Source organism: Streptomyces sp. ISL-10 (assembly GCF_018614575.1).
Lineage (GTDB): Bacteria > Actinomycetota > Actinomycetes > Streptomycetales > Streptomycetaceae > Streptomyces.
In genome coordinates, this window is sequence record NZ_JAGGOJ010000008.1 from 311,942 (window position 1) to 333,893 (window position 21,952).

Sequence of the window (21,952 nt, forward strand, 5' to 3'; positions counted from 1 at the left end):
CCTTTCCTCACGCACGACGCCGGTGATCGAGCCTGTGTCGGCGTCCGTATGGTCGCGCACCGCAGTTCGCACCGCTACGAGAACACGCAGAGCACCCCGCGTAACAGGCACTCAAAGTCCGAAGTCGTTGGAGGCCCGGCTCAATGGTTGACGACTTTCCCGGCCTCTGAGACATGTGAGAAAGGGCGACTTTTTCTGATCATCATGATCACCCGCTGACGTGAGAAGCGGAAACGGACAATTATATGCCGAACCTGGTGACGCCGGAGGGGAAGCGAGCCATGGTCCAGCAACCGCACGCGCACGGGACCGGTCACCAAGCGTGATCGCTCAGCTACCGCACCACCGGCGATCCGCGTCCACCAAGCCGGACGCAGGCGCCGCGTTGCTCGGCGCCGCTGTCGGCTCTGTCGCCACCCCTGGGGCCGTGATCGTGAACGGCCGGAGCGGGCACGGGCGCAGCATGATCAATAGCGCTGCCAGGTCCTTTCCTGCGGATCACCGCGCACGCTGGTCGAGTCGACCCCGACGATCCCGTCCGGTTCGCCTTCGGCGTCGGCCTGGGCGAGCCGAGCGGTGAAGATCCGTTCCCCAGGTGCCGACCGTCGCCCACATCCGCAGCCGGTTGAGCGCCCTTCCACGAGCCGTACTCAGCCGGAAGGTCCGTCCCGGGCGAGCCTGTGCGGTACTTCCACGCAATCGCGTCGATCACCCGCTTGATCGCGCCACAGCCCACCCCTCCTCGGCATCCGATCGGTAACAGCGGCTCGATCCGCGCCCATTGGGGATCAGCAGGCGACACCACCGGACCGCGCCAATGCCGGCAGCCCACAGTCGTCCCGACTCCCGCCTTCGACGGCCGGGAGCGGGCCAACCGAAGCAGTGGCGCGCCGGGGCCGGCGCATGCAGGGCTTGGGGAGTCGATTGGCTTAGAAAGGAGCGTAGAGGCCGCGGGACTGAGGAGTGTGATGGATCGTCATGGCAGTACGTGCGGGGCGGTAGGCCCGCAGTTCCCCGAGCGCAGGCGGGTGCTGGGACTTGCGGCTGCCGTGTTTCTCTCGACAAGCCGATGGCCGGAACACGTGTCGGCGGTGGCGCAGGCTGTGGGCGGCTGCGGTGGGTTTTCCGGTGCCGCGCCGCAGAAGTGCGCGTTCGATGTGCGGGCAGAGAACCTCCGGCCGGGAAGTTCGGACTGGCGGATCGTTCGTGCAGGCGCGCCCCGTGCGATCGAGGGGTTCGCCGAGCGCGTCAGTGTGCGTCCGGGTGAGTCTGTCGCCCTGCGGGTCTCCACGACGGCTGCGGTCTACACCGTTTCGGCGTACAGGATGGGCTGGTACGGCGGAGCGATGGCTCGTCTCGTCTGGCGCTCGGGCCGGCTCCCGGGCAAGGCCCAGCCCGCCGCGCTGATCGAGGCCGGGACGAGAACGATGTACTGCGACTGGCAGCGGACGGTGGAGGTGGACACTTCCGGCTGGCCGGAAGGCTGCTACCTGCTGCGGCTCGACGCCGGGGACGCAGAGGGGCAGCGCTATGTCCCGCTGACCCTCCGGTCCTCCTCGACGACAGGCCGGATGGTGGTGGTCAACTCGGTGGCCACCTGGCAGGCGTACAACCGGTGGGGCGGCATCGACCTCTACAAGGGCACGGACGGCAAGAAGAGCTCACGCTCACTCGCGGTGTCATTCGACCGCCCGTACGCCAATGCGCAGGGTGCCGGCCAGTACCTCGTCTACGAGGCGCCGCTCGTTTCCCTGGCGGAACGTCTGGGCCTCCCTCTCGCCTATGTCACCGGCGTCGACGTGGCCTGTGAGCCGCGGCTGCTCGATGGTGCCGTGGCCATGCTGTCGCTCGGGCACGACGAGTACTGGAGCCCGGAGCAGCGGCGGCACGTGACGTCGGCGCGCGATCGCGGGATGAATCTGGCTGTCTTCGGCGCCAACTGCTGCTACCGCCGGATCCGTTACGAGCCATCCGCGCTGGGCCCGGACCGGACCGTGGTCTGCTACAAGGACGACTACGCCCAGGACCCCGGCTTCCAGCGCGGGTTGCCCCCGACCAACGACTATCGGCGCCGTCCCATGCCCGACCCGGAGAGTTCCCTGCTCGGGGTTCTCTACGACGGCTATCCCGTGGACGCACCGCTCGTGGTCTCCCGCCCGGAGCACTGGGCCCTCAAGGGCACCGGTGCGCGGCTGGGTGATTCCTTCCCCCATCTGGTCGGAGTCGAGTTCGACCGGGTGAACCCGGCGCGCCCGACACCTCGACCGGTCGAGATCCTGGCGCACTCTCCCGTGGTACGCAAAGGGAAGCCGTCGCATGCGGACATGACCTACTGCTCGTTGCCGGGCGGGGCGGGCGTCTTCGCCACAGGCACCATGCGGTGGGTCGAGGCGCTGAAGGCGACCGGACCGGGGCGGGGCACGGTGAACCACGGGCTGGGCGGGCGCGCGGGGCACTTCACCCGCACCGTGACTGCGAACGTCCTGCGGGCGTTCGCAGAAGGACCAGTCGGCGGTCCGAGGCCCGCGCTGGACAACGTGGGTGACTACTACAGACAGGACGGCGTGCCGATCGCTCGAAGCACACGTCGCCCACCAGTCCCCGTTACCGTCCCACGTGTTCCCTACGTCTCTCTCGGGGGTGTGTGATGCGCCGACTCACTGTGGGGCTGGCCCTGCTGGCCTCCCTGGTCTCCTGGCCCTGGCTCGCGGGACACGCCGACTCCGCCCTGGGCGCACCGGCAGCCCGGGCCACCGACCGCGGCACGAACATCCTGATCGTGGGGATCGACAGCCGCTCCGGCCTGTCTGCTGCCGAGAAGCGGCGCCTGCACGTCGGCGGCGAGGGCTGCGACTGCACTGACGTGATGATGCTCGTGCACCTTTCCGGTGACCGACGTCGTGCAAGCATCGTCTCCATCCCCCGGGACAGTTACGTCGAGTACGCCACACCGGAAGACGCCACCGCTCCGGTCCGCCGGGGCAAGATCAACGGCGCCTTCAAAATCGGCCGGGGCCCCCTAGCCGTACGCACCGTCGAGAAGGTCACCGGGCTGCACATCGACCACTATCTCGAGACCGGCTTCACCGGCTTCGAACAGGCTGTCAACAACCTGGGTGGCGCGACCGTGTGCACGGACAAGCCGCTCAAGGACGAGAACTCCGGCCTCGACATCACCGCGGGAAGCCATCACGTCGACGGAAACGGAGCACTGCGCTACGCCCGGGCCCGGCACATCAACCGGCCAGGAGACCTCGGCCGTGTCCGCCGCCAGCAGCGGCTGCTCGCCGACATGCTGGCGGGCCTGACGGTCCGAGGCGCGCTGGCCGACCCCGGGAGCGCCGCGAGCACGGCCCACAAGCTGCTCACGTCCGTACGCACGGACGAGCGGACGGGCCTGGACGATCTTGTGCGCATCGGCTGGTCCCTGGGGCGGCTGTCGGCGGACCGGACGGAGTTCGCCACCGTGCCGATCTCCCACTTCGACCACCGGGTGCCCGGCGTCGGTTCCACGCTCCTCTGGCACAAAGTCCGCTCCCAGGCGCTGTGGGACGCCCTGCGCGCCGACCGTCCCATCACCGGCGACACACGCATCCTGCCCGTGCCCGAAACACGCGCCGAGACCAATCCCGCCGGAATCCACGTACGGGTCGACGACGCCACCGTGGCCGAGGCTCTTCGGCGCAACAAGTTCGTCGTGACGGACACCTCGGCGTCCGCTCCGGCGGTACGCCCCACAGGCCCCGCTGTCATCACCTACCCCGTCGGGCGTGAAGCGGACGCGTCCACACTGGCCGCAGCCCTACCCGAGGCACACCTTCGGGCAACGTCGCGGACCGATGGCGTCTTCGAGGTCGCCATCGGTACCGAGCCCGTCGCGGTCAGAACCGTCACCTACGACCGCAACGTCGCAGAAGGCGCCCCCGTCACGGCGGACCACCTACGCTGCACCAACCCCACCAGGGCGTATTGACAACACCACTGACGGCCGGCGCCAGGGAACCGCTGGGCCCGTCGAACAGACACCGGGGCGCGCCGGGCGAATGGCAGGCGCTCAGCGCGCCGGGTCACCTGCTCCGGTGAGCGGCCTCGTCCGTACGAACTCGGCGCGCCGACATATCTCCTCGCGCCGGCGCCCGCATTTGCCGCATTGCCTCTACTGCCACCGTAGGCAGCACGGGCATCCCGCGCCATTCCGCCACGGACTGCCGCGCACGGCCACCCTCCAGGAGGGTCGAGCTGCGGCTGACGGTGCGGCCGAGCAGACCTTGCCGGGCGGCGATATCGCAGCTGGGCCTGGTCCTGTCAGCCCGTCTCGACGCGCTCCGAGGGCGAAACCAGGCGGGCTCTCACACCAGCCACAGGATCACACGAGAGACGTCGCGCGGGCGATGTGCACGCACATGTGCAGCTCCCCTGATCGAGTTGCCGCACCCCGAGGAATTTTGAAGAATTGCCCATACAGGTGGCTTCCGCCGGAAGCCCTGACAGTGGGGCGCACTTACCCAGGGCCACAGGTGCGCACTTACCCAGGGCCACAGGCTCTGTTCCATGCCGAGTTCCTCGATGGCCCCGCAATCCTGGCCACTGGCCTGGCGGCGAATCCAAGCCCGGGACGGCGCAGCGAACAGCCCTGCGCCGATGCAGGAACTCCTTCAGGATGGAGTACCGCGATGGCAGACCGTGAACAGGTGGGCCAGACCAATGGGTTGGGTCTCGCGGATATGGTCACTGGGCTGCGCCGTGAGTTGGAAGATGCCCAGCAGCGAGCTCTGGGAGAGAAACTGCAGTTCAGCATCGACGACGTCGAATTGGAGGCCACTGTCCAGATCACCCGGAACGCCGCAGGCAAGGCCGGCGTTCAGTTCTGGGTGGTGCAGGCCGGTGGCGAGATCGCGCGCGGTGATGCCACGACTCACCGGATAAAGCTGGCCCTCAAGCTGCCCCGCATCACTCTCATCGCCGATGAGGGAGAAGGCGCAGAATGACTGGACTGGACGCCGAGTGCTTGGTCTCGCTCAGCGCGGAGGGCAAACGAGGCTCGGGGTATCTGCTGACGCCGGATCTCATCCTCACGGCCGGTCACTGCGTCGGCCCGAAGGATTCCTCAGCCACGGTCCGCAAATACTCGCGACACGAGGGGAGTTACGAACTCTCCGACGAGCGGACCTTCCGCGTCGCGGTCAATGGAGCCGAGGAGTTCGATTTCGCGCTCCTGGAATCCAGTACCGACGACCCGTTCCAGATGGGTCAGGGCGGCCGGTGTGGCGAAGTGCGGTTGGGCCGTCTCGTCGGCGAGGACGCCGTTTCGGCACAGGCGCTGGGCTTTCCGAGGTCGGCAGTGGAGCAGGCCGGCTCGAAGCGGTTGATGAACGTGGAGGACGTTCGGGGATCCGTCCTGCCGCTCACGGGGTCGAGGCGCGAAGTCAGGCGGGTGAACTTCCAGATCCATACGGGATCGTCACCGGCCGACGGAGGCGCGTCATTGTGGAGCGGTATGTCGGGCGCGGCTCTGTTCAGCGAGGACCACCTGGTGGGTGTGGTCACGGAGGATCGCGCCACGATCGAGGGGCGGCTGACGGCACTGCCGGTCAGCAGGGTCTTCGGTGACGAGGGCCTGGCCGAGGCGAACGCGTGTCTGCTGAGGACCAGGAGGGAGACGGCGCCTGCGCGTGTTTCGCTGGACCCCGTATGGGCGGGTGGCGACATACTCAAGCCTGCATACAGCCCTCTGCCACCACGCGATCAGTGGTCCGAGGCGGACCTGCTCGAGTCCCGCTATGGAGTCGTGCCGTTCCGAGGTCGCACAGAGCAGCTCAACGCACTGGTCGATTGGTGTGAACTCGGTGACGGACAGCGCATTCGCCTGCTCTCGGGGGGCAGTACCGTCGGGAAGTCCCGGCTCGCCCGTGAGCTCTGCCGCAAGATGGCCAGGAGGGGTTGGGTCACCGGTGTCGTCGACCCGCTGCACGTGGAATTCTCCAGTGTCTGCAACTTGAAGGAGAGACGACTGCTCGTCATTGACGACGCTGATGCCCATGCCGGTCAGTTGGACGTTCTCCTCAGCGAATCCGCCGAGCGCCACACCCACCACCCTCTGCGTATCCTGGCCGTCGCCCACAGCAGCGGACTGTGGTGGCAGGCGATCAAGCGGCGGTACGAATCACTCGTCGACGAAGAGGATCCCCCGCCGCTTCTGCCGCTGCATGAATCCGACCGTGAAGACGTCTACCGCGCAGCGTTTGCCGCCTTCAGGAGCTGGTACGAGCAGAGCGAGAGTCCCCCCGCACCGACGGTCGACCCGAGCGTGCCCAGCCTCGATGGGCCTGATTTCGGCAGCTACTTGCTCATCCTGATCCAGGCGCTGGTCGACGCACGCACCGGCATCGGCAAGATGCCCTCGGCTGCAGTGGGTCCGCCCTCACGCTCACGGGCCAATGCGTTGCTGGACTACGCCATCGACGTGGAACGCGAAGGGTGGGAGGCGTCTGCCGAGAGACAGAAACTCCCGCACGACCCGGTCCTGCTCGAGCGGATCGTCGCCGTCTCCAGCCTGGCGGTGGCCGACGGCGAGACGGACGGAGAGCAGGAAACCGAAGCTGCACGTCGGCTCCGGCTCGTCCCCGACCTCGCGGACGAGCCGGAATGGCTGACGCGCGCGTTTGCCCGCTGGCAGCATGCGGAGTTCACCGGAGATGGCTACCTGCGTTCGCTGCAACCGCTGAGGCTTGCCGAGCGGCTCGGAGCCAAGGTGATCGCGACCTTTCCCGATCTGGCCCCGAGATTGCTCGATGTCGGTGGAGGAGGGCCGGGGATTCCCAAGGCCGCGACCGACCAAGCGCGCCAGATACTCAATGTGCTCCAAGTCCTGCAGCTCACGGCAGGATCCGACGGCTCGCGGTCCGATGACCCGAGGACATCGGCGAACGGCATGGACGAGCCGTCGGCTCAGCAAAGGGCCCGCGAGGCGCTGGAGCAGGCACTGCGGGACCACGCCCGCCCGGTCATCAGGCTGGTCAAGCAGGTCGCCGCGGCCGATCAGGACCAGTTCGCGAGCGCCATTGGTACCTCGCTGGCCGCCGCACTGAACTCCACACTGCGCAAGGAGTCGGCGCAGGAGGTCGCCGCCCAGGTCCTGCGGGAACTCGACGTGTCCTGCCCCGACGCCCTGCTGGAGTTGGCCACGGCCGTCGCGGAACACGCAGCGCAGTACTACCGGCGCGCCGATGGACCGCCGACTCAGGAGAGCCGCAGAGGACTGGCTCATGCCCTGCAACGGTGGTCGCTGTACCTGGCCAGTTCAGGTCTGCGCATTCGGGCACACGAGGTCGCCGGGCAATCCGTCGACACCTACCATGCGCTGCAACAACTCTTTCCGTCCGAAGAACACGAGTTCTGCCTGGCCGATGCCCTCAAAAACCTGGCTGACCGGCTTGTCGACGTCGGGCGATTCGAGGATGCCGACAACTGCGCCCGTGACGCCATACGGCGCCTGGAACCGTTGTTCCAGCACAGCCCCACCCGGAGGCACGCTTTCGGCCTGGTGAAGGCTTTGTGCACCCTGGCCACGGCAGCCCATCGCATCGGCCGCCAGCGCGAGGCTCAGCAAGCAGCGGCCGAGGCGTGTGAACTGATCGAGCAGTTGCCGGAGGAACGCGAAGACGACGAGTACGAGCCTGACGAGATCCAGGGCATGAAGGCGTTCGCGCTGCGCGGCCTGGCCTGGCAACTCGGCGCAAGCGGACGCGTCGATCAAGCAGTGGCGAGGGCCACCGAGAGCGTCGAGACATACGAAGCCCTGCGCAAGAGGCGTCCCGGCCTCTGGAAGCGGGACATCGCCGAAGCCCTCTCCGTCCTCGGCGTCCAGCACGCCGCGAGGGAAGAGTGGGACGCAAGCATCGCCAGGCACAGCGAAGCGGTGGGCGGCCATTACAACGCCCTGGAGCGGGAGTACCGCGAAGCCGTACGGCCGCAACACGCCCTCGCGCTGGGCCGGCTGGCGGACGCGCACCTGGGCAGAGCGCGTTCCCGGCCGGCCGAGAACCGGCAAGAAGACCTGCGGCAGGCGTTGGATCATGTCGAGCAGGCGTTGGAACAGTACGAGAGGATGCGCCCAGAGGACAGATGGGCCAATCGCGTCCATGAGGCATGGACGAGCTGCCTGGAAGCGGAAGTAGTGCTCGCGCTGGATGCCACGGCCCCGCCCTACCGCGTCACTCCCGCCACACGGCAGACCTTCGGACGGGCCGAGGCCGCTGCCCGGCGGGCGCTGTCCCTGTACGACGAGATGGATGTACGCGCCTGGAAGCTCAGGTTCCACAGAGCACATGCGCAAGCGGTGCTGGCCGAGTCGTTCGGGGGCAGAGGCCGCCCCCGGAGCAAGGTCCTGCGCGCGCACGAACAGGCCAAGCAATCGTTCGCCCGGCTCGACGCCGAGGAGCCGGGGCGGGCCGAGGACGCGTTGCGCAAGATCGAGAACGCCATTGAGAGCCTCAGGCAAGCAGGTCCTCCTGTCCAGCCCCGTGCGCAGGCTGCGGTGAACCGGTCGGGCAAGCGCCGCAAGCGTCACCAGCCGAAGCACCGCCTGGGGAGCCGTCAGAGTGCACGTGTGCGGCGTCGAAAGCACCGGTGACACAGCACCCGGGCTCGAGCGACGACCACACGCACGACCCCGCGGGAAAGTTTGCCGCAGCGTGGACGCCGAATTCAGGCCGACCCGGGCTTGGGCTATTGCTTCCTCAGCCGTTCGGCCTGCTCGGATCCCACCTGGGTGGCGCGACGCAGGTACCGCTCGACCACTTCGAGATCCTCGTCGGTGAAGTCGTCGAGCACTTCCGCGAAGGCGCTGCCGGGCGCGTCCCAAGCGGCCTCGGCCTCCGGGGAACGCTGAGCGGTCAGTGAGACCCGGGTTCTCCTGCGGTCGTGCGGGTCCGGCCGCCTGTGGACCAGCCCGGCCCGCTCCAGCCGGTCGACGAGCCGGGTGGCCGAACCCGAGGTCAGGCCGGTCAACTTTGCGATCTCACCCGTGGTGAGAGGTTCGGGCTCAAGGCCGAGCAGGCTGACGCACTGCAGGTCCGTCGGATGCAGCCCGAGTTGGTCCGCCATGGCCTGGTTGAACAGGGCGTACGCGGCATGCTGCCGCCGGGCGGCCACGGTGACGGCAGCGAGCAGGTCCGCACGATTCCGGTTTGACACGGCCCGGCATCCACCTTTCAATTACCTGCGTCACGCAGATGATGTGTGACGCAGATTGTACTCGTTGACGGGAGAGCATTGTGAACACCCTGCCTGCTGACCGGATGCGCGAGCTGTACGGCCGCTGGTCCGATTTGTGGCGCGGCGACTTCAGCCATGCACATGAGATCCTCGCCCCCGACTTCGTCGTGCATCAGGCTCGGCCGGACGGCAGCGACTCGGGGGCGATCAGGGGCCCCGCCCGGATGCTTCCCGAGATCGAGCAGACCATGGCGGCCTTTGGCGACATCGCCATCACCGTGGATGTCGGGCCGATCGTCGAGGGTGACCTGATCGCGGCGCGGTGGACGATGCGTGCTCGCTACACCGGCGGTCTTGACGAGGCCACGGCGCCGGTCGGCACCGCAATCGTCTTCAGCGGCCACGACATCCTGCGCGTCTGCGGCGGCATGTTCGTCGAGTACTGGACCTGCACCGACGTGCTGGCCGGTCTCACCCAGCTCGGCGCCGTCTCCGGCCCCAATGGCCCGGCCCGGCGATGACGCCGGCAGCCGGCTGCATCGCAAGGTTCTCCGACTCTGAGCAGGATCCGGTCGACCACGAAATCCCACGCGACTGGATCCAAGCCCCAACGCCTGCACACCGGCAAGGCCTACGACACCCCCCGCGGAACCGGCCATGGGGCAAACACATCGGCGTCCGGATCGCACGCAACGGGATCAAGACCAGCGAACGACTCGGACGCCGAAAGGTGGGTCATCGCTCGGCGTGGAAGCCGAGATCGGCTTCCGTCCGCTGCGGTGACGCGGTGTACACGCTGCTCCGGGAGCCGCAGAGGGCGCGGGCGTCTCTTCCTCCCGCCGGCAGCAACTGACCTGCCCTCGGCAACGGCAGGATCTACGACTGGAGTACCAGGCGACCGTCCGCGTAGGGGAGGGCCTTGGCGCGAGGCAGATGCACCAGGAACTCCTCCATCGCCGGAATGCCTTCCTCCCGCGGCACCTTCGCCCGGAGGAGCTGGCTCGCCACCTCCATCTCGAGCACGCGCTGCGGCCCGTGATCCCGGACGCCCCGAAGTCTGGCGGGAAACGTATTGGGCCCGGGTTCCGTGACGACTTTGACGTACTCGGGCCGGATGCCCACCTGGTCGTCGGTGGTGCTCTGCGGAAAGTCCCATGCCATGGCCAGGGCCCGGCCCCCCAGGGTGACGTTCCCGTGTGTCCGGTCCACGGTCAGGAAGTTCATTGCCGGTGATCCGATGAAGTAGCCGACGTACGTTGACGAGGGGGCCTCGAAAAGCTGCTCCGGGGTGCCCTGCTGCATGGCCCGGCCGTCCTTCATGACCAGCACTTCCTGCGCAATGCTCATTGCTTCGTACTGGTCGTGGGTGACGTAGATGACTGTGGGCCGGAACTGCTCCGTGATCTCACGGATCTTGCGCCGCAGCGAGTGCTTCAGCTGTGGATCGATGACGGTCAGCGGCTCGTCCATCAGCACGGCGGCCACATCGTCACGGACAAGACCACGGCCGAGCGAGATGAGCTGCTTGTCGTCGGCGGTGAGCTGCCGGGCGGGCTGTCTGAGCCGGTCGTCCAGGTCCAGCGCCTCGGCGACCTGATGGACCTTGGCATCGATCCTCGCCTTGTCCCACCGGCGGCACTGCAGGGGGAAGGCGAGGTTCTCGTACACCGTCATCGACTGGTAGATGACGGGAAACTGGAAAACCTGGGCGATGTTGCGCGCCTTGGTGGGCAGCGCAGTGACGTCCGCACCGTCGAAGAGGACCTGGCCCTGTGACGGCCTGACCAGCCCGGACAGGATGTTCAGCAGCGTGGTCTTGCCGCAGCCCGACGGCCCGACCAGTGCGTAGGTCTTGCCGGCCTCGAAGGTCAGCCCGAGTGGCTTGAGAGCCCACTGCTCCTCTTCGGCCCCGTGCGTGTAGCTGTGCCCGACGTCGACGATGTCCAACTGCGTCATGTCAACGCCCTTCCACTGAAGTGAGATCGTATGAAGGTGTCCGCACGAGCGTTCCCTGCTCGTCGAAGGCGAACAAACGCTCGGGACGCAGTCGCAGTTTCACGAGATCACCCAGAGCGACGTCATGGATGCCCTCGATCTGTATGACGAACGGGGTCTCGCCGACGGCCGCATGGACAAACGTCTCCGATCCGGAGATCTCGACGAAGGTGACCTCGCCCTCGACGCCGGCGGACGCCAGGCCGACGTCCGTCGCGCGCAGGCCGAACTGGTAGGCGCCGTCGGGCAGATCGGCGAGATGCGCGGACACGTGCGTGGCCTGGAAGCCGGCCACCGTGACCTGACCGCTCTCGATGCGGCCCGTGAAGATGTTCATGGGCGGGTCGTTGATGATGGACGCCACCGTGGTCGTCGCCGGGCGCTCGAAGACCTCCTGCGGAGGACCGATCTGGAGGATCCGTCCCTCGTGCATGACCAGCACCACGTCACCGAGCATCATCGCCTCGGCGGGCTCGGTGGTCGTGTAGATCACAATGGTGTCGCCCTGGTCCGAGAAGAGGGTCTTGAACTCGTCTCGCAACTGTTCACGCAACTTGTAGTCCAGATTGGCCAGCGGCTCGTCGAGCAGGAGGATGCCCGTGGAGCGGGCGAGCGCCCGAGCCAGCGCAACTCGCTGCTGCTGGCCGCCGGAGAGCTGAGACGGCTTGCGCCGCTCGAAGTCGGCAAGGCCGACACGTGCCAGGCTCTCCCTGACACGCCGCCGGATCTCGTCTCGTGACAGTCCCGCCCGCTTGAGCGGGAAGGCGACGTTGTCGAACACATTGAGATGTGGGTAGTTGATGAACTGCTGGTAGACCATGGCGGTGTCGCGTCGCCAGACCGGCGTCTTCAGGAAGTCGGCTCCCTCCCTGGTCAGGGAGCCGGAGTCGACCGCCTGGAGACCGGCCAGTGCCCGCAGCAGCGTGGTCTTTCCCGCCATCGTCCGGCCGATGACGGTGTGGAGCCGTCCCGGCAGAAAGACCGCGGTCACCTCCTTGAGATGATCGACGCCGTCGACGGTCAGGCACAGATCGGTGGCGCTCAGATCAGTGGTGCTCAGCTTCATCGGACCGCTCCCGAGAGGTTGCCTTTGGACAGATAGCGTTCGACCCGGAGCGCGAGAAGAACCAGCGGCGTCACGCCGAACAGGGCGGCGGCGGACAGCGTCCACCAGGGCGGGATGGACGAGTTGAGGGCGACGACCGCCTGGGGCAGGGTCTGGACCTCGGTGAAGGTCAGCCGGAAGGCGAAGAAGAAGTCGTTCCAGCCGAACACGACACAGAACATCGCGGCCACGGTCAGCCCGGGCAGGGAATTCGGCAGGATCGCACGCACGAAGGTCTGGAACGGGCCGCAGCCGTCGAGCATGGCCATTTCGTCGATCTCACGCGGAATGCCGTTGAAGAAGTCGACCATCACCCAGACCGCGATCGGCAGCAGCAGGGCGACCGTCACGATGACCAGGCCGAGGATGGTGTCCAGCAGGCCCGTCCACTGGAGCAGGTAGAAGAACGGGATCACCAGGACGACGGGCGGCATGATCCGCTGTGACACGAAGAAGAAGATGATGTCGCTGTTCTTGACGAAGCCGAACTTGAAGCGGTACCGGGACAACGCGTAGGCGGCCAGGGAGCCGAGGACGAGACTGATGGCCGAGGCGGCGATGGTGACGATGGCGCTGTTGACGAAGGGCTGCATCACATCGACACCCCCGGCTCCGCCGAAGATGTTGCGCCACCCGGTGACGGTGGGTTCGTACTGCAGCCATGGCAGGTAAGTGGCACCACCCTGGACGCCGTTGACGTCCTTGAAACTGGTCGTCATGGCCCAGAGGAACGGCCCCGCGACGAAGCAGGCCCAGAGGGCGATCACGGTGTACTTGAATACGGGATAAAGGCGCGACCTCATGAGTCCCCCTTCAGCTTGAAGGCCCTGGCGAGTAGGGCGGCGACAACCGTGAGCGTGACGATCATCAGGACCAGGTAGGTCAGGGACATCGCCCCGCTGTACCCGGTCTGCTGATCCCTGAGCCCTTGGATGTAGAGGTAGTAACCCGGCGTCTCCGTGGCGGAGCCCGGCCCCCCGGAGGTCAGCACGTAGACGCTGTCGGAAAGCTTGGACGCCTCGATCAGCCGGATGATGATCGCCGCGACCGACACCGGCGCCATGAGCGGGAAGGTCACCTTCCGGAAGGTGCGCCAAGCGTCCGCCCCGTCGATGGCCGCGGCCATGAACGGTTCCTTGGGGAGACTCAACAGGCCGGCCAGCAGCAGCAGGAACATGAACGGGGTCCACTGCCATACCTCGACGGTCATCAGCGCAACCAGCGCCGGACCGGACTCGGTGAGCCACGGAACCTTGGTCAGCCCGAGCATCCCGAGCAGATCGTTCACCGGCCCCAGCGACTCGTGGAAGATCATCTGCCAGATGGCGGCCATCACCACGGGAGTGGTCATCATGGGAACGAGGAACAGCACCCGCCACAGACGGCGGCCGCGTGTCTCACGCCAGACGAGCAGGGCCATCCCGAACCCGATCACGTACTGGATCAGGACTGTGCCGCCCGCCAGCAGGCCCAGGCGCATGATCGAGGCCCAGAATCGGCTGTCCTGCAGCATCGTGGCGTAGTTGGCACCTCCGATGAAGTCCATCTGGGGGTTGCTCACGTTCCAGCCGGAAAAGCTGACACGGATGGTGAACAGAAGCGGAAAGATGATGATGAGTGCGAGCGTGAGCAGTCCTGGGAGGAGGAACATGCTCTTGTGCCGGCGCAGAGCTTCCATGGTTGTCCTTGCGGAAGTGGGTGGGCGCCCCCGGGTGGCCGACCGGCTCGGCCGGCCACCCGGGGCGTCCCGCGATCAGGTCAGTTGTCCTCGAGTGCGACCACGTGTCGATAGGCGCTCTGGACCTTGTCCTTGCCGATCTGGCCGGTGATGGTGTCCCACTCCGCGGCCACGTCGTCCAGCGCGCGCTGCGGAGACTTCTGTCCCGCCAGAGCCGCGGCGACGCCGTCTGCCAGTGCGGACATGTACCCGTTGACACCCGGTACGCGCAGGTCGAAGACGCGGTTGATGCTCGACTCCATGCCGGAGAGCGTCTCGACGTACGACTCGGCGACGTCCCTGTCCCAGCCCTGCTGCTCCCAGAATTCCGCGCTGAAGTGCGCGTTGCGGTAGGGGTTGACACCGAAACGACCGATGGTCAGGTCGAGAGCGGTGTTGGCCTCGTTGCTGAAGAAGCACAGATAGTCGAAGGCCATGTCCTGGTTGCGCGCGCCCTTGGCCACCGCCGAGGTCCAGCCCCAGGTGAAGTAGGGAGCCTGGTTGGGCTTCTTGTCCCACTTCTTCGTGGTGCGGTTGTAGACCTCCTCGGAGCCCGGCAACTCCGCCGCCTTGATCTTGTTGCGGATCTTGCCATCCGGCTGCTGACCTTGGATGAAGGCGTCGTCCCACGAGTAGGACATCACGCTCTGGCCACCGCCGAAGGACAGGATTTCGTCCCCCAGACCGAAGTTGGCGCCGCCCGGTGCCCAGGTCGACTTGGCCTTCACCATGTCCTCGAGGGCGCGTACGAAACCGGGCGTGTTGATCAGCGGTTTCATGGTGTCGACGTCGAAGAAGAGGCCACCCTCGACATCCGGGTGCCTGACGTACGGCGCCGCACGGCTGATGAACGCCGAGAACGTCAGGTCGTCACGCTTGGTCACCTCGGCACTGCCGAAGTTCGGCTTGCCGTCACCGTCGACGTCCTTGCCGCTGAAGAACGCGGCCACGTCCTGGTATTCGGCCCACGTCCTGGGAGTCCGGAGGTCCTTGCCCGTGGCCGCCTTGTACGCCGCCTGCTGCTTCGGGTCCTCGAGGACATCCGTGCGGACCTTGAGATAGTGCCTGTCGCCGTCCACGGGGTACTGCACGACCTGCCCGTCCCAGGTCGCCACGTCCATGTAGGCCTTGGTGACGTCCTTCATGCCGGGAGTGTCCAGATACTTCTTCGGCACCGGGGCCAGATAGGGGGCCATGTCACCGATCCACAAGGAGGGGTAGAACATGACGTCGTACGCCGGCTGGCCCGCTTGCAGGGGCGTGAGGATCTTCTGGTGCAGCTCCCCGAAGGGGACGTTGACCACCTGCACCTTCGCCCCGGTGATCTCCTCGAACTGCCGGGCGTGCAGCTGGGTCGGCTCGCCGATGACGGGGACGGCATGGCTGATGATCTTCAGAGTCTGTCCGGAGTAGTCCTTACGGCTGATCGACTCATAGCTGCACGGCCCCGGGACGTCCTTGACCTTCGTCGCGGGGTACGCCTTGCTGTACGCCTTGTAGCTGATCTCCGACCCCGGCTTGAACATCGCGGGCTTGTCGGGCTTGTTCTCCACCGGACCCTGCCCGGTGCAGGCGGTGGCGGAGAGGGCCACGGCGATCGCGGCGGCGACCACGCCCTTGTACGAACTCTTGCGCATGGGAGTGCTCCTTCGACCGTCAGGGAATCAAGATCGCTCTGCCGCGTACGGCACCGGCGGACAAGTCGTCGAGGGCGTCCTGGAAGGACGCCAGGGGGTACCGCTGGGTGTGCAGGCCGACCTTGCCCTGGGCTGCCAGCACCATCAGTTCGGACAGGTCGTTGTAGGACCCCACGAGGTTGCCGATGAAGTTGATCTCGGTGGAGATGACATCGATCGTCGGAACGTCGAGCCGGCCGCCGTAACCGATCACGTAGTAGTTGCCGTTACGGCGCAGGCAGGCCACGCCCGTCTCGACGGCACCCCCCTCGCCGACGAAGTCCAGAACCGCCTCCGCCCCGTGCCCTCCGGTGAGCTCCCGTACGCGCTCGGTCTCACTGCCGTCGGCGACCAGCGTGTGTTCGGCCCCGAGCTCCTTGGCGAGGGCGAGGGCATCCGCGCTCCGGTCGATCACGATGATCTCGACCGGAGAGAGAGCCCGGAGCACCTGAATACCGATGTGCCCGAGACCTCCGGCGCCGATCACCACGGCCCGGTCACCCGGTCGCAGGATCCGGGCCGCCTTGGCGACGGCGTGGTACGCCGTGAGCCCGGCATCGGCCAGAGCCGCCACCGAGGCCGGCTCGAGGGACGGGTCGAGTGCCACGACCGAGCGGGCGGTGGTCTTCAGGTACTCGGCATACCCGCCGTCGGCGTCGATCCCCGGGAAGGCCGAGCTCATGCAGTGCACGTCGTCGCCGGCCCGGCAGGCCCGGCACAGACCGCAGGTCACGAGCGGGTGCAGGATGACCGGGTCGCCGACCTTGACGTTGGTGACGGCCTGCCCCACCTCCTGTACCCAGCCGGCGTTCTCATGGCCGATGGTGTAGGGCAGGACAACGCCGCTCTTGGCGGCCCACTGTCCTTCGAGAATATGGAGATCGGTGCGGCAGACCCCCGCACCTCCCACCTTCACGATCACATCCAGCGGACCGGTGATCTGCGGGTCCGGCACATCCACGAGCACTGGCGGCTCGTCGTACTCGGTGACCTGCACGGCTTTCATGGCGCTCCCTGCGAATCGGCGGTGGATGGTGCGCCGATTACACAGGCCGCTGCTCGCAGGCCGATGTCTCAGAAAGGGTCCCCGGATGTCTCAATGTGATACACGGCATAGGCGCGGTGTCATCGAGCTGTTCCAATCAGTCCATCGAGGGATGACGCGCGTGATACGGAAGTGTTAAATGCCCCGACGCCCACCTGGCAGCTCGCTGACAGCGGCCAGAGAGCTGTATCTGGAAGTCACCAAGGATCACAGTGCCCGCCCGCTCGTGGTCGCTTCGTGGCAGCGCTCGATCGAGTACGAGGTGAAGTCGAGCTGCATCGAGGCTCCGTACCTCGAGAATCCCAATCTGGACAGCCCGCTCGCCAAGGCGGCGCTGCCGATCGTGAACAGGCTGCACGAGCAGCTTGCCGACGACCCGGTGTCCACGATGATCACGGACCGGGACGGCGTGGTGCTGTCCCGCAAGCTCTCCCACGAGGGTCTGACGACGCGGCTCAACCGAGTGCAATTGGCCCCGGGCCACGTGTTCGCCGAGCGCTACGTGGGCACAAACGGCATCGGGACCGCGTTGGCCAGCGGCCGTCCGGTCATGATCGCCGGCAGCCAGCACTACGTCGAGGAGCTGCGGGACTTCCACTGCGCGGCCGTGCCGATCCTGCATCCTGTCCGGCGCACGCTGCTGGGAGCCTTCAACCTGACCACGCTCCGTCAGGGCTCCGCCGGGATGCTCATGGCCCTGGCCCGCTCTGTCGCGGGCCAGATCGAAGGTGAGATCGCCGCCATCAGCTCGCGACGGGAACGGGCCCTGTTCCAGGACTACATGGACGCCTGCTCCTCGGTGCGCCCGGGTCCTGTCCTGGCCCTCAATCGTGAAGTCGTCATGATGAACGAGCAGTTCAGATCAGCCGTGACAGGTCCGGATCACTACGCGCTGCTCGACCACGCACGAGAGATCGCCGGCGATGCCCGGTTCGAAGGGACACGGAGCATTGCCCTCCCCTCCGGACGAGTCGCCGAACTCCGGGTCAGCCGAAGCCGGCGCGAGGACAGCGACGCGGGCGCCATCTTCCGGGTCCGGATCATCGGACGTCCCCAGCCCGGACCCGTCCTTTCCGCCGGCCCCGGACGATCGGGCCTGGGGTTGGTGGGCTCCTCCCCGCAATGGCTGCGCGCGGTCGCCGAGACCGAGGCGGCGTTCGTCGCCGGATCCTGGCTCCATCTCGTGGGCGAAGCCGGTGCCGGCAAGCGGACGCTGGTCCATGCCGTCCACCGAGCCCACAGTGCCGGGCGCCGGCTCGAGATGGTGGACGCGCCGCTGTCGGAGTCACCGCACGCCACCGAGCACTGGCTTCGCGATGTCCGCGAGTTGCGTGCCAGGCCGTCGACCGTGGTCGTGCTGCGCGACGTCCACCTGCTGGGCGATCAGCTGCGCCGGCAGCTGACAAGCCTGCTGGCGCACCCCGACGGGACCGCCGCCGGGCAACTGATCATGACCAGCCAACCGTCCATGGTCACGACCGACGACGAGCTCGACCGTCTGTGCGGCGCCTCGGTGGAGGTGCCGCCCCTGCGTCATCGCTATGGCGACATCGAGCACCTGGTTCGGTTCTTCCTGCTCAAATATCGGCCAAGCGGAGAGAGCAGCTGCTCCCCGGATGCGCTGGCGATGCTGGAGCGCTGCCCCTGGCCGGAAAATGTCCGGCAGCTGGAGTCGGTGATCCGCGGCCTCGCACGGCGCCCGTTGGGCGGGACAATCCAAGTGGACGATCTCCCACCGGAATGCCGGGTGTCGTCCCACAAGGTCCTGACCGCCATCGAAGCGCTGGAACGGGACGCCATTCTGCGTGGGCTGATGGACCGCAACTCCAACGTCCAGCGCACCGCACAGGACCTCGGCATCTCCCGCGCCACCATGTACCGCAAGATGCGCCGTTACGGGATCGTCCCGTCGAGCCTCACCTAGTGCCGCATCAGACCGACGTTCGCCCTGCCGACGACGGCGCGTAGACGCCGGTCGTCGCCGGTGAACGTCACGTCGGCGATCCTCGCAGCGGGCATGGGGCCTGCCGCGCGCGTCAGGCCAGGACCTGCCGCAGCCAGGACTGTTCCGCGCGGCTGGTGGCACGAGCGATGGTGAGCATGCCGCGGCGGTAGGGGTCGTCGGTGTCCTCGGCTCCCAGTGGGCGGTCACCGTCGTGGAAGAAGCTCGCGGGCTGTTCCAGGAATGCCAGCCGCCGACGCAGTACCGCGTGCCGGTCGGCGGTGTCGGGAAGCTGGGAGAGGAAGGCCAGGACCGTGAAGTACCGGGTGCTGTCGCTGATGTCCAGGCCGTCGGCATTCCGCAGCCGGCGCAGCAGCTCGCAGCGGCCGACGTCGGTCAGGTTCAGGGTGTGCCGCTGGGCGGCCGAGGCGCCCGGTTCGGTTCGCCGGTCCAGCAGCCCGGCGTTGACCAGCCGGTTGATCGCCGGGTAGAGGCTGCCGTCGCTGACCGGCCGGGCATGGCCGGACAAATGCGCTATCCGGTGGCGCAGTTGGTAGCCGTGCAGCGGTCCCTCGGCAAGGAATCCCAGGATCGCGAGTTCGAGCATGCTGCTACTCTCGCACATCGAAACGAGGTACCTCGAATCGATGCAGGGGGCGGGGATGGCATACACCGAGGAATGGGTGACCGCGCGGGCGCGCAACGCCTACGAGCACGGCCGCGCATCGTTCGGCATACGGCCCGAACGGACGGCGCTGCTGGTCATCGACATGCAGGACGAATTCCTCCGGCCCGGCTGGAGCCCCTACTGGGTGCCCGCGGCAACCCGGATGGCGCCCCGGCTCCGGCAGCTGGTCGAAGGGTGCCGGGCCGCCTCCATCCCCGTGATCTGGACCGTCTTCGACGACACCCATCTCGGACTGGACCGGCCGCACGCCCTTCGGTTCCTCCCGCACGCCGACACCGACTGGCGCCGGCCCGGCCCCGCCGAGGTAGGGGACCAGATGGGCCGCCGCCCCGACGAGGCCCTGATCCGCAAGCCCTCCTACGGCGCGTTCTACGACACCCCGCTCGACACAATGCTGCGCAACCTCGGCCGGGACACGGTCATCGTCACAGGGACGCTCACCAACTACTGCTGCGGCACCACGGCCCGGCAGGCGTACGAACGCGGCTACAAGGTCGTCTTCGGATCTGATGTCACGGCCACCGACGACGAATCCCGGCAGGAAGCGGAACTCGCTGTCCTGCGCAAGGGCTTCGCGCTCGTACTGACCGCCGAAGAGATCACCGACCGACTGGCCGCAGCCGTCCCGGCGCCAGAGGACGGGTGACCGGGCGAACGTGGTTCGATGCGCACTGGCTGCTGCTGCGGGGCGCGTGATCAGGTGATCACGTCGAGGTGAGGAGGCGGGCTGCTGTCGCTCTGAGAGCGCGACGCGCATGCGGCTTCAGGGGCACCCGAGATACAGCCGTGCGACAACGGCACCGACCGCGGACGGTCCGCCTCCAGGCCGATGGAGTGCACCTCCGTGATCGTGAGCTCGACGAGGCGACGGCATGTCGGGCGAGGCGGGGGGTAGGCGGGAGGCAACCCCCGTCCGCAGCAGCCTTGCCTGAAGGAGGCTCTCCCCGTGCTGATGGCTCACCCTGTCATTCTGCGCAATCTGATCGAACAGTACGACGCACTGCGTGTGCTGCGCGCTGAGGAGGGGTCGTCGCAGGCGCGACAGCGCATGGACGATCTGGCGTACACGCTATGCGTCTCGACCGGCACGAGCGACGTCGCCGCCGCTCTCGTGGCAGCCCGTCACCGGCTCCCCGGGGCCCGCCCCGAGGACGACTCCGTACTCGGCACTGACCGTCCCTGCTGACCCCGGCCGGCCACTGCGTGGCGAGATCGAAAGGCCCCGGACACAAGACACCACATGCCCGAGGAGATTCGGTGAGCGAGAAGAACATCTTCGTGATCGGTCTGGACGACGCCAACCTGAACACCCTGCTGAGCGTGCCGGATGCTCGGGAGTACCGCTTCCACCCGCTCTTGACCACGCAGGAGCTGCAGGTCGGCGAGGTGTCCGTGCCCGGGCTTCTGGAGAAGGCGGAGGGCGTATTGAACGCTTTCGACGGAAGCATCGACGCGATCGTCGGTTACTGGGACTTCCCGGTGAGCACACTCGTGCCCATCCTGAGTGAGCGGTACGGCACGCGCAGCACCACTTTGGAGTCGGTCGTCAAGTGCGAGCACAAGTACTGGAGCCGCCTGGAGCAGCAGAAGGTCGTGGAGGAGCACCCGCGCTTCGGCCGGGTCGATCTGGAGGCCCGGGACCCGCGCCCGCCCGAGGGCGTCCGTTACCCGATGTGGCTCAAGCCCGCCCTGTCGTACTCGTCGGAGCTGGCCTTCGGCGTGAAGAACGAGGAGGAGTTCCGCGCGGCGGTAGAGGAGATCCGCGAGGGGGTCGGCCGCGTCGGTCGCCCGTTCCAGTACATCCTCGACCAGCTGGACCTGCCGCCGGAGATGGAGGGCATCGGAGGCCAGGTGTGTCTGGCGGAGGAAGCGCTGTCCGGAATCCAGGTCGCGGTCGAGGGGTACGTCCACCACGGCGAGGTCACCGTCTACGGTGCACTGGACTCCATCAACTATCCCGACAGCTCGTCCTTTCTGCGCCACGAGTACCCCTCCACGCTCCCCGAGCCCGTGGTGCGGCGCCTGCACGATGTCTCCGAGCGCGTGATACGCCGGATAGGGATGGACTCGGCGACCTTCAGCATCGAGTACTTCTACGATCCACGGACCGACGCGATCAACCTGCTGGAGATCAATCCCCGGCACTCCCAGTCGCACGCCGAACTGTTCGAGTACGTCGATGGCGTGCCCAACCACCACTGCATGATCAGCCTCGCTCTCGGCAAGGACCCGCGCCTGCCCGAGGGCGCCGGTCGCTACAAGATGGCCGCCAAGTGGTACTACCGCTGGTTCGCCGACGGTGTGGTGCACGATGTGCCTTCCCGGGAGGACCTGAGGCGCATCGAGCGGGAGATCCCCGGTGTGCGGGTCGACATGGTGCCCGGGGAGGGCCAGCGGCTGTCGCAGATGCCCGAGCAGGACAGTTACAGCTTTGAGCTGGCCCACGTCTTCACCGGAGGGGACAGCGAAGAGGATCTGCGGGAGAAGTACGACCGCTGCGTGGCCGCCTTGAATCTCACCTTCAACCGGCCCACGCCGGAAGGCCGGGACGGGACGAACACCTGAGGC

Annotated in this window: 18 protein-coding genes and 1 pseudogene; 10 read left to right on the plus strand and 9 right to left on the minus strand. The window is 67.2% G+C overall.

Translation table 11 applies throughout. The features are described from left to right. Positions 1-334: 334 nt before the first annotated feature. On the minus strand, positions 335-832 hold the full coding sequence (locus J7E88_RS37370; RefSeq protein ID WP_374196258.1) for a transposase: 498 nt from the start codon (positions 830-832) through the stop codon (positions 335-337). 514 nt (positions 833-1,346) lie between these two features. On the opposite strand from J7E88_RS37370, the gene J7E88_RS10275 reads away from it, so the two are divergent. The 4 genes from J7E88_RS10275 to J7E88_RS10290 all read left to right on the plus strand — a co-directional run bounded on the left by J7E88_RS10275 (position 1,347) and on the right by J7E88_RS10290 (position 8,632). After that, the gene (locus J7E88_RS10275; protein WP_215179431.1) at positions 1,347-2,648 is read left to right on the plus strand and encodes a N,N-dimethylformamidase beta subunit family domain-containing protein; all 1,302 of its coding nucleotides are present in this window, start codon (positions 1,347-1,349) and stop codon (positions 2,646-2,648) included. Next, complete coding sequence (locus J7E88_RS10280) at positions 2,648-3,973, plus strand: LCP family protein (RefSeq protein ID WP_215179433.1); 1,326 nt, start codon at positions 2,648-2,650, stop codon at positions 3,971-3,973. The genes J7E88_RS10275 and J7E88_RS10280 overlap by 1 nt, the downstream gene beginning before the upstream one ends. A gap of 700 nt (positions 3,974-4,673) precedes the next feature. After that, the gene (locus tag J7E88_RS10285) at positions 4,674-4,988 is read left to right on the plus strand and encodes a trypco2 family protein (protein WP_251022376.1); all 315 of its coding nucleotides are present in this window, start codon (positions 4,674-4,676) and stop codon (positions 4,986-4,988) included. Then, a complete protein-coding gene (locus J7E88_RS10290; protein ID WP_215179434.1) occupies positions 4,985-8,632 on the plus strand; it encodes a trypsin-like peptidase domain-containing protein in 3,648 nt (1,215 codons plus the stop codon). Before J7E88_RS10285 ends, J7E88_RS10290 begins: the two co-directional genes overlap by 4 nt. A 95-nt stretch (positions 8,633-8,727) precedes the next feature. On the opposite strand, the gene J7E88_RS10295 is transcribed toward J7E88_RS10290, so the two are convergent. Beyond that, a complete protein-coding gene (locus tag J7E88_RS10295; protein ID WP_215179435.1) occupies positions 8,728-9,195 on the minus strand; it encodes a MarR family winged helix-turn-helix transcriptional regulator in 468 nt (155 codons plus the stop codon). Between the two features lie 80 nt (positions 9,196-9,275). Here J7E88_RS10295 and J7E88_RS10300 point away from each other — a divergent pair, with 80 nt between their 5' ends. Continuing rightward, a complete protein-coding gene (locus J7E88_RS10300; protein ID WP_308307451.1) occupies positions 9,276-9,737 on the plus strand; it encodes an ester cyclase in 462 nt (153 codons plus the stop codon). Positions 9,738-9,818: 81 nt separating this feature from the next. Then, positions 9,819-9,962 (plus strand): annotated as a pseudogene (locus J7E88_RS10305) (IS5/IS1182 family transposase); the annotation flags it as partial. A gap of 130 nt (positions 9,963-10,092) precedes the next feature. Here J7E88_RS10305 and J7E88_RS10310 read toward each other — a convergent pair. From J7E88_RS10310 to J7E88_RS10335, 6 genes are all read right to left on the minus strand, one after another. Next, entirely contained in the window at positions 10,093-11,172 is a 1,080-nt protein-coding gene (locus J7E88_RS10310; protein WP_215179436.1) for an ABC transporter ATP-binding protein, read from the minus strand. A gap of 1 nt (position 11,173) precedes the next feature. Beyond that, the gene (locus J7E88_RS10315) at positions 11,174-12,277 is read right to left on the minus strand and encodes an ABC transporter ATP-binding protein (protein ID WP_215179437.1); all 1,104 of its coding nucleotides are present in this window, start codon (positions 12,275-12,277) and stop codon (positions 11,174-11,176) included. Beyond that, positions 12,274-13,119 carry a carbohydrate ABC transporter permease gene (locus tag J7E88_RS10320; protein ID WP_215179438.1) on the minus strand — a complete coding sequence of 282 codons (846 nt, stop codon included), beginning with the start codon at positions 13,117-13,119 and terminating at the stop codon, positions 12,274-12,276. The genes J7E88_RS10315 and J7E88_RS10320 overlap by 4 nt, the downstream gene beginning before the upstream one ends. Continuing rightward, positions 13,116-13,994 (minus strand): carbohydrate ABC transporter permease, encoded by an 879-nt coding sequence (locus tag J7E88_RS10325; protein WP_215179439.1) that lies wholly within the window; start codon positions 13,992-13,994, stop codon positions 13,116-13,118. Before J7E88_RS10325 ends, J7E88_RS10320 begins: the two co-directional genes overlap by 4 nt. An 80-nt stretch (positions 13,995-14,074) precedes the next feature. Beyond that, entirely contained in the window at positions 14,075-15,670 is a 1,596-nt protein-coding gene (locus J7E88_RS10330) for an extracellular solute-binding protein (RefSeq protein ID WP_215179440.1), read from the minus strand. A gap of 19 nt (positions 15,671-15,689) precedes the next feature. Then, positions 15,690-16,715, minus strand: coding sequence for an NAD(P)-dependent alcohol dehydrogenase (locus J7E88_RS10335; RefSeq protein WP_215179442.1), 1,026 nt, complete (start codon positions 16,713-16,715; stop codon positions 15,690-15,692). A gap of 178 nt (positions 16,716-16,893) precedes the next feature. Here J7E88_RS10335 and J7E88_RS10340 point away from each other — a divergent pair, with 178 nt between their 5' ends. Continuing rightward, entirely contained in the window at positions 16,894-18,678 is a 1,785-nt protein-coding gene (locus J7E88_RS10340) for a sigma-54-dependent Fis family transcriptional regulator (protein WP_215179444.1), read from the plus strand. A 112-nt stretch (positions 18,679-18,790) separates the two neighbouring features. Here J7E88_RS10340 and J7E88_RS10345 read toward each other — a convergent pair whose 3' ends face one another. Next, entirely contained in the window at positions 18,791-19,303 is a 513-nt protein-coding gene (locus J7E88_RS10345; RefSeq protein WP_215179446.1) for a PadR family transcriptional regulator, read from the minus strand. Positions 19,304-19,358: 55 nt separating this feature from the next. Here J7E88_RS10345 and J7E88_RS10350 point away from each other — a divergent pair, with 55 nt between their 5' ends. The 3 genes from J7E88_RS10350 (at position 19,359) to J7E88_RS10360 (ending at position 21,949) form a co-directional block, all read left to right on the plus strand. After that, a complete protein-coding gene (locus J7E88_RS10350) occupies positions 19,359-20,030 on the plus strand; it encodes a cysteine hydrolase family protein (protein WP_215179448.1) in 672 nt (223 codons plus the stop codon). Positions 20,031-20,330: 300 nt separating this feature from the next. Then, complete coding sequence (locus tag J7E88_RS10355) at positions 20,331-20,570, plus strand: DUF5133 domain-containing protein (protein WP_215179450.1); 240 nt, start codon at positions 20,331-20,333, stop codon at positions 20,568-20,570. Between the two features lie 71 nt (positions 20,571-20,641). Continuing rightward, positions 20,642-21,949, plus strand: a complete 1,308-nt coding sequence (locus J7E88_RS10360; protein ID WP_215179451.1) for an ATP-grasp domain-containing protein — start codon at positions 20,642-20,644, stop codon at positions 21,947-21,949. The last annotated feature ends 3 nt before the right edge of the window (positions 21,950-21,952 follow it).